Raw genomic sequence first — 6,963 nt, 5'->3', positions numbered from 1 at the left:
GTGTGTCGCGCTAACAGGCCGAACACAAGACTGCTTCTGACAAATTGCCACGCACGAAAAAGGTACTTGCAAAAAGGGAGCCATCCACACAGGACAAAGCGCCAATTCGCTGCAAGTGCGCCAGTGACAGCTTTTGGGCGGCTGGCCAAAACCAATGATTTCGACGCTGCAAAAAACTCATGATGTACGGTGCGGGTTGATGGCTACTTCTTTCGTGCGCTTACGACGAAATGTGTCAGCGCATAGAAAAAGCGGCCTTGGGCAGCCAATGTCTTTTGCTCCGCCAGCCACGCCGCGGCTTCCTCGGCGGGAACGTGGCTATTGTCGACAGCATATCGGGCCATCAATTGCATCATCATCGTCGCAAGCCCGTCCGGCTTCAGCTCGTGATCACATGTCGTTAGTGGAGCGACACCCTCGACGATAAAGCCTGCGTCTCGCGCGATAGACGGCAAAATTGCCGGAACGTCGCGTTGTGTGAAATGCTGATCCCAAGACGCGATCATGCGGTCCATACGATCCTTCTCGTCGCTGAACCACACCAGACTGTCGAGATGAATGTCGCCGATCACAAGCCTGCCGCCGGGTTTCAGCACTCGGCTAGCTTCAGCGATTGCTCCGGGGATGTCGTCAAGATACTCGAAGACCTGAACCGAGACAGCCTTGTCCATTGTTCCGGTCCCAATTGGCAAACTATTGGCGGTGCCCGTCAGGATTCCAACACAGTCAAACGCCCTACACCGCTCTTTGGCCGGGCCAAGCATGTCGCGACTGGGATCAACTCCGATTACCTTGCCCCCTGATCCAACCGCTCTGGCAAGTTCTAATGTCAGCAAGCCATTCCCGCAGCCAATGTCGACAATTGTTTCGCCCGCTGCGGGACGAAGAGCGTCGAATGACGCTTGTCGTCTGCGCGTGATATCTGCACCTTGATAGACGATATCCAGAAGCCGCGTCGTTTCCTCGTCAAACCTCAGCATTGGGCACCCGGCGACAAATACACATGGGCTTTTGCTCTATCTATCTTCGGGAACAACTGCATCAACTTCGATCTCGACCAACCATTCCGGGTTAACGAACCTCGTGACCGCCATGATCGTATCGACTGGACGGGCATCGACGCAGTATTTCTTTCGCGCCTCAATGGCCTCCTTCCAGTCATCGATATCCGTCAGAATGACCCGCGTTCTCACAATGTCATGAAGACCAGACCCCGCCTGTTCGAGAGCGGCCTTGATGATTTCAAAGCACTGGGTGGTCTGGGCGAATACATCTCCGACCCCAACTGTCTTGCCCTGAGCATCTACAGGCGCAGTTCCCCCTACCGCAATGAAAGGACCAACACGAACCGCGCGACTGAAGCCAACGACTTCCTCCATGGGATTTCCGTTTGATATGAGCTGGCGCATTTGGTGAGCTTCCTCCCTACTGGAAAGCATACACGCATCTGATCAATCGTGACAAAGTTTTCGGAATTGCGGACATTCCTGCATCGCGCAGCATCGGTAATAGAGGACTCGAAGCGGACATGCGACGGTGCGGCAGCAGGGTCGCAGCGTTTCCGCACCAGTTCCCAGACGCTAGATGACGGCAGCCAGCCCAAACTCGACATTCATGCAAGGGACAGCGGGGGCACTGCTGCAGTCGCGAAAGATTCCCCGAAAGCCGCCGTTCAGCAAGCGGTGGCGGCCCTGGCTGATGCTGCGGTCAGCACCAAGGTCAGCAAAGCGCAGATAGCGACATTTGCAAAGTCACGAAACCTGCGAGCCCGGCGGCGGTCTCACGCTGCACAAGCAAAGGAAAGAGCAGACCTTTGCCGTAGGTGCGGTAGACAAACATCACGGAACGGAGGTGAGCGGACCAAGCTGCCATTCGCTCCACTTGAGCAAAACCTACTCGCATTCGTAGCATCAGCCACGCTTTGGGCAGAGAACTGCCTGACGCAACAGGGCAAATCACTTTACAGAACGCTAAGGATCGAAGATGGTCTGTACCTACCAATTATTTGAAATTATTAAATAAATTGACAGATTTGGGCCGATGTGGGATATAGGTAAAGCTGAGTGCTTCGCTCGACAGTCGTCGGGTTACCGGTGCCGAGCTTTACGATGATGGTTCTATTCGCAGTCGGCTTCTTTCTGATGTGCCTCCTGTCCTACTTCAAGGACCGGCCACGCAAGAATAAGCTCAACAAGAAGGAGACCATTATGGTAGCAAAACTTACTAAAACAGAGATGAATACCGAGACGGAACAAGAACTTATTACTCCAACTAAACTTCAACGGACTGAAAAGGCAGTCATAGAGAACTTGAATAATTTCGGAACGGCCATCATCACCAGCACGGCACTGTCGAGCCAAGCACTCAGCGGAGAGATCCGCCCACGAAAAAGCCCCTTGGGAAACCGAGGGGCTTTTTGATTTCTGGGGCCTTCCCTGCGCGCCTTAGGTGAACCGCACCGGGTTTGCCGGAGGCTGATTTCAGTTAGTTACGCGGCAATGTCCTCAGTTTCCGGAGCGGCGTAGAAATTGGCCTCTGCCTCTGCCGGCGGAATGTTCCCCATGGGCTCAAGCAGACGGCGGTAGTTGAACCAGTCCACCCATTCGAGTGTTGCGTATTCCACTGCCTCGAAGTTGCGCCAAGGACCGCGGCGGTGAATGACCTCGGCTTTGAACAAACCGTTGATCGTCTCAGCCAAGGCATTGTCGTAACTGTCTCCAACGCTGCCAACAGAGGGCTCGATACCGGATTCGCCCGACCGTTCTGTGTATTTGATCGACAGGTAGTGCTGCCAAGGCGCTGCTGCCTTCGCGAAAGACTTCCCGCAAGCTAACTTTCAAACCTGCTCAGATGGCCCAGGCGATGCTGCATCTGGTTCAAAGGTTACCGAAGCGCAGATAGCGCGCCCTTTGCAAAGTCGTTAGATCTGGCGGCATAGTGGGGGTCCATGCCGCGGTCGCACGAAGAAGAGCAGACCTTTGCCGCAGGTGCAGTTGCCAACCACTTTCGAACGGCAAGGGCGCGGGACAGAGCGCCAGTTCGCTGTAGCTGCGCGAAGGTCTGCTTTGCGAGAATGCGATTGGTTAGCACTGCCCGATCAAAGTGGCTACTATTTCGTGATACGGTCGGCGGACGTCGAAAACATAACAACCGAAACCCCGTCCACCTGCCTCAAGCCGCAGCTTTCCAGCATAGCGTGTGACGGGGCATTGTTTTGTGCGACAAACTCCATCGTCGACCCCGCTCCAAGTTCGGTGACTGCGGCAAGGTTGCAAAGCGCGTCCATATATTTGCCAAGTCCCAGACCGCGCAGCGCCGGATCGACCGCGATAAGGCCGACCCACGCAGATCTGTAAAATGGGCTGTGGCGGTTGTGGGTCATGGCCGCGAAACCGGCGGCGACAATCTTCGCCTCGGCGTTTTGCAAGGCAATCAATCGTGCCGGAAAGAGCTGGCCGAGCAGGGTATCCGTCGAGAACGGGGAAACACCCTGATCCAAAAGAAATGTTTGGATTTCGCGGGCCTTTTGTGGGGTCAACTCTTCGTCATCTACACGGGTCAAGCCGTCGGGAACCGCCACGTCAATGATTTTTCCGCAGACGTCCCGGATGGTCTGAGCGTCTGCCATGAAGAGGTCCCACACATGCAATTTGGGATCAAAGCTGCTCAGTTCCGTTTTCGCCGTTGCAATGGTCGCCGCATCGGCACCTCGCAATGTCACCAGTCCTTCTTCCGACATGATCCTTCGCAGGTAATGCCAACCCAACGCGGCAGGATCATCGCTCGAAAAAGTGCGGGCGTGAATCACTGCGCCAGGCAGGTCGAGGAGTTCGGCGACCTGCCCATCTCTGGCTTGTTGAAGGACTTGGATCTTTGGTTCACCGTAGTACGGGTTGAAAGAAACCGCCACTCTCGGATTCTCTACGCCAGCTTGTCGACCAAGATCGCGTTCAGCGATGAACCAGTTCGGCGCAAGACCGCGAGCGCCTGAAACTCCTTCGACCCCCAGAAATCTTTCGCGAAGCTGCGGTCTGGGAACTCGATGATGAAGGCGGCGTCAGGAAGCGCATTGTCGCCCTCGAGGCTCTCGGGATGGCCGCCCCTGACCAGAAACTGCCCGCGATATCGTGCGACAACTTCCGGGATCTTCGAAAAGTATTCGTCCATCCACTCACGACTGTGGATCTGCATCTTTCCGATTATGAATGCCGTCATTCTACAAAATCTTTCCCCTGACAGGATCAGCGCGAAGTGTGCCACCGCGTCCGGGACAGTGTCAAACTGAAGTCGTCGCCTTGCGTCCCTCAACCGTCTTTGAAACCAGACATTCACGCAAGGCGCAGCATTGGACATTGTGGGCTCACAGCGGACTTGCGGCGGTGCAGCGTGTGGTTTTCACCCTGAACACTCTGTCGCCGGTCTGATCGACAGGCCTAGTTGACTGCTGTCAGCCCGAATGCGACATGCATGCAAGGTGCAGCGATACCTTTGCTGCAAGCGCGAACGATCTCCTGAGAGCGGACCTTCAAACAGCTCCGATGACCAAGGCGATGCCGCGCTCAGCTCAGATGTCAGCAAAGCGCAGTTAGCGACATTTGCAAAGTCGCGGAACCTGCGAGCCTCGCGCCGGTCCCACGCTGCACGAGCAATGGAGGGAGCAGACGTTCGCCGCAAGTGCAGCCACCAACCATCATCGAGCGGAAGGAATGCGGGACGGAGCGGTCATTAGCGTTCCTCCGTCCAATGGCCGCTCTGATTTGGTCTAGGCTGCTGCTGTTGCTTCGATTTCGAACAGCAATCCGGTGATCGCGAGACGCGTCACACCTAAGAGTGTCATCGGTGGAGCGACCTGATGCGGCCCGAAACGCATGCCCATCAAGTCGAAATTCTTCAGCGCTTCATCCACATCAGTGGCATAGATACCTAGCTTGACGACATTGCTCAGGTCCATGCCCGCGTCTTTCAAAACAGCCTCCAGATTATCGAGGGCAAGGTTTATCTGCGCGCGCATGTCACCAGGGTGCTGCGGGTCGCCTTTGCTATCCACCGCGGTCTGGCCAGCGCAAATCACTTGCCGCGTCGCGCCGTCGATCACTTCGGCCTGATTGTAACCCAGTTTAATCGACCAATCCCAGGGGTTCACTGCTATCCGTTCCATGTCGCAATCTCCTTGTTTTCCGTTGCTGGAATCGGTGTAAGACTAAATGGTGCCAAAATCTGTCACCTTTAATGCTAGGGTAGCAATATGAACGTGAGATCCAGACATGACGCCATCGTGCGCACCCTTCGCCGCAACGGCACCTCTACCGTTGACGCCCTTGCAGATGAGGTCGGCGCATCCCGCCGAACCGTGTTGCGCGATATCAGCGCGCTGCGGGACGAAGGCTACGTTATCCATTCCGATGTCGGTCGCGGCGGCGGTCTTCAGCTTGACACGCAATCGCTGCAGACGAGAGCCAAGCTGTCTGTGCCGGAGGTGTTTGCACTGCTGATTAGTGTAGCGGCCATGCGGGCCGCCGGGAATCTGCCTTTCTCCGAACTTGCCGATGCAGGGCTCGCCAAGATCGAAAAAGCCTTGCCGTCAGACAAAGTGAAAGACCTGCGCGCGTTCATCGAGTGTCTGCACATCGGCCAATTGTCGCCTCAACAGGATTTGTCGGACATCGGGAAAATGGACACAGACCTGCTGCCCGCGTTTGAAACGGCTTTTTTGGCGCGCCAGTTCATTCGTTTTGACTATTGGGATGCAAAAGGCCGCAAGACCCTACGCAAGGTCGAGCCGCAAGCCATGCTGATCTTGCCACCCTTATGGTACCTCGTCGGCTGGGATCCCGCGCGTGACGACTTTCGGCATTACCGCATGGACAGGATAAGCAACCCGGAAGCAGTTCCGGATACAAGCTTCCGCCGTCGACACGTACCATTTGAAGATGATGTTTGTCCCTACAGCGAATTGCCGCCGTGACGCCGAAGCGGTCATTCGTAAGACTCGCAGCATTGATCAAGTTGGGCTCTCACCCGCCGTTCGCCTCGCCAGCACACCAAATTGGCACTGAGACCGGAGGTCAAGGTCAGCTGAGCGGACAAAGCTGCCTTTCGCTGCGGATGTGTCAAAGACCACTTCCAATTTAGAAAACCGTATCAAGCCCTTGGGAGTGCGGAAAAGTCTTTCGCAACTTTTTCCGTTTCTCCAGTTTCATGGTTCCAGCGGTGAACAGCTTCATCGAGAGAAATTGAACGGCCGGAAAATATCAATACATCGCCAGTACCATTTGCTGCGATGCAAACGGCATCACTCGGCCAACCGGTCCAATTGGCCATCGCCCTTGTCTCCCGCACCACGTCGTTAACAGTTCTCTTGAGCCGCTTCTTGTCCGACTTGTCCCAAATGGGATGCAAATTCCAAGTATCGCCGTCGCACACGACCACGCCACCATTTTGGTCCATAATTGAAATTCGATAGCTGTCTGGAAACGTGAAGCCCAATGCGCTTTCGCAGTCCTCAACATAACTCTCAGCAACTGGCCACGGCATCCTTCTCGATCCATTCGTAGAGTTAAACTTGCCGTGAGTGGAACTTGATCGCAAAAGACTTTTCTTGTCTAGCAAGATTTATGGTTACAAAGGCTCGAGCGTTTGACTGCACCCTAAGAGGTCATAGGTGCGTGACGCAGCTGATGTGCCCCCATCGAGTGGTCCAATTTGAATGTTAATGCATCGTCGGCCTTTGGTCTATCAGGACGATGCTTTTGGGCGCTGGGGGCCGGTATCCTAAGGCGCTGTGGAGCCTAACCGTGTTGTAGTGGCGACGCCAGCGTTCGATGAGGATCTGTGCTTCACGCAGCGTGGTGAAGACCTCGCCGTTTAATAACTCATCCCGGAAGCGGGCGTTGAAGCTCTCGCAGTAGCCGTTCTCCCAAGGTGATCCCGGGGCAATGAATGCGGTCTTCGCGCCCACGGCAC

9 protein-coding genes and 1 pseudogene are annotated in these 6,963 nt (G+C 55.4%); 2 read left to right on the top strand and 8 right to left on the bottom strand.

The annotated features are described in order from the left end of the window. Nucleotides 1-203 precede the first annotated feature (203 nt). Together CLV89_RS21820 and CLV89_RS21815 are read right to left on the bottom strand one after the other, a co-directional pair. Nucleotides 204-980, bottom strand: coding sequence for a methyltransferase domain-containing protein (locus tag CLV89_RS21820; protein WP_106165695.1), 777 nt, complete (start codon nt 978-980; stop codon nt 204-206). A gap of 36 nt (nt 981-1,016) precedes the next feature. Then, nucleotides 1,017-1,379 carry a Rid family hydrolase gene (locus CLV89_RS21815; RefSeq protein ID WP_106165696.1) on the bottom strand — a complete coding sequence of 121 codons (363 nt, stop codon included), beginning with the start codon at nt 1,377-1,379 and terminating at the stop codon, nt 1,017-1,019. Between the two features lie 828 nt (nt 1,380-2,207). Here CLV89_RS21815 and CLV89_RS21810 point away from each other — a divergent pair. Beyond that, nucleotides 2,208-2,420, top strand: coding sequence for a hypothetical protein (locus CLV89_RS21810; RefSeq protein WP_133166784.1), 213 nt, complete (start codon nt 2,208-2,210; stop codon nt 2,418-2,420). A 68-nt stretch (nt 2,421-2,488) separates the two neighbouring features. On the opposite strand, the pseudogene CLV89_RS21805 reads toward CLV89_RS21810, so the two are convergent. The 4 genes and pseudogenes from CLV89_RS21805 to CLV89_RS21790 all read right to left on the bottom strand — a co-directional run. Continuing rightward, nucleotides 2,489-2,785, bottom strand: a pseudogene (locus CLV89_RS21805) (integrase core domain-containing protein); the annotation flags it as partial. 324 nt (nt 2,786-3,109) lie between these two features. Next, a complete protein-coding gene (locus CLV89_RS21800; RefSeq protein WP_106165693.1) occupies nt 3,110-3,910 on the bottom strand; it encodes a GNAT family N-acetyltransferase in 801 nt (266 codons plus the stop codon). An 11-nt stretch (nt 3,911-3,921) separates the two neighbouring features. Beyond that, nucleotides 3,922-4,215 carry a DUF1330 domain-containing protein gene (locus CLV89_RS21795; RefSeq protein ID WP_165798192.1) on the bottom strand — a complete coding sequence of 98 codons (294 nt, stop codon included), beginning with the start codon at nt 4,213-4,215 and terminating at the stop codon, nt 3,922-3,924. Between the two features lie 547 nt (nt 4,216-4,762). Next, the gene (locus tag CLV89_RS21790) at nt 4,763-5,158 is read right to left on the bottom strand and encodes a RidA family protein (RefSeq protein ID WP_106165691.1); all 396 of its coding nucleotides are present in this window, start codon (nt 5,156-5,158) and stop codon (nt 4,763-4,765) included. An 87-nt stretch (nt 5,159-5,245) separates the two neighbouring features. Here CLV89_RS21790 and CLV89_RS21785 point away from each other — a divergent pair, with 87 nt between their 5' ends. Next, a complete protein-coding gene (locus CLV89_RS21785) occupies nt 5,246-5,965 on the top strand; it encodes a helix-turn-helix transcriptional regulator (RefSeq protein ID WP_106165690.1) in 720 nt (239 codons plus the stop codon). A 176-nt stretch (nt 5,966-6,141) separates the two neighbouring features. Here CLV89_RS21785 and CLV89_RS21780 read toward each other — a convergent pair whose 3' ends face one another. Then, the gene (locus CLV89_RS21780) at nt 6,142-6,534 is read right to left on the bottom strand and encodes an SMI1/KNR4 family protein (protein WP_106165689.1); all 393 of its coding nucleotides are present in this window, start codon (nt 6,532-6,534) and stop codon (nt 6,142-6,144) included. Nucleotides 6,535-6,709: 175 nt separating this feature from the next. Beyond that, nucleotides 6,710-6,963 (bottom strand): integrase core domain-containing protein (locus CLV89_RS21775; RefSeq protein ID WP_133166783.1); only part of this gene is annotated, 254 nt, incomplete at its 5' end.

The organism is Tritonibacter scottomollicae (assembly GCF_003003215.1).
Taxonomy (GTDB): domain Bacteria; phylum Pseudomonadota; class Alphaproteobacteria; order Rhodobacterales; family Rhodobacteraceae; genus Epibacterium; species Epibacterium scottomollicae.
Note: the sequence above shows the minus strand (reverse complement) of the source record. Positions and strands in the feature narration are given on the sequence as shown.

What these genes read in the sequence shown, in the direction of transcription:
- CLV89_RS21820 (WP_106165695.1), bottom strand. Translation starts at nt 980, where the DNA reads ATGCTGAGGTTTGACGAGGAAACGACGCGGCTTCTGGATATCGTCTAT.
- CLV89_RS21815 (WP_106165696.1), bottom strand. Translation starts at nt 1,379, where the DNA reads ATGGAGGAAGTCGTTGGCTTCAGTCGCGCGGTTCGTGTTGGTCCTTTC.
- CLV89_RS21810 (WP_133166784.1), top strand. Translation starts at nt 2,208, where the DNA reads ATGGTAGCAAAACTTACTAAAACAGAGATGAATACCGAGACGGAACAA.
- CLV89_RS21795 (WP_165798192.1), bottom strand. Translation starts at nt 4,215, where the DNA reads ATGACGGCATTCATAATCGGAAAGATGCAGATCCACAGTCGTGAGTGG.
- CLV89_RS21790 (WP_106165691.1), bottom strand. Translation starts at nt 5,158, where the DNA reads ATGGAACGGATAGCAGTGAACCCCTGGGATTGGTCGATTAAACTGGGT.
- CLV89_RS21785 (WP_106165690.1), top strand. Translation starts at nt 5,246, where the DNA reads ATGAACGTGAGATCCAGACATGACGCCATCGTGCGCACCCTTCGCCGC.
- CLV89_RS21780 (WP_106165689.1), bottom strand. Translation starts at nt 6,534, where the DNA reads ATGCCGTGGCCAGTTGCTGAGAGTTATGTTGAGGACTGCGAAAGCGCA.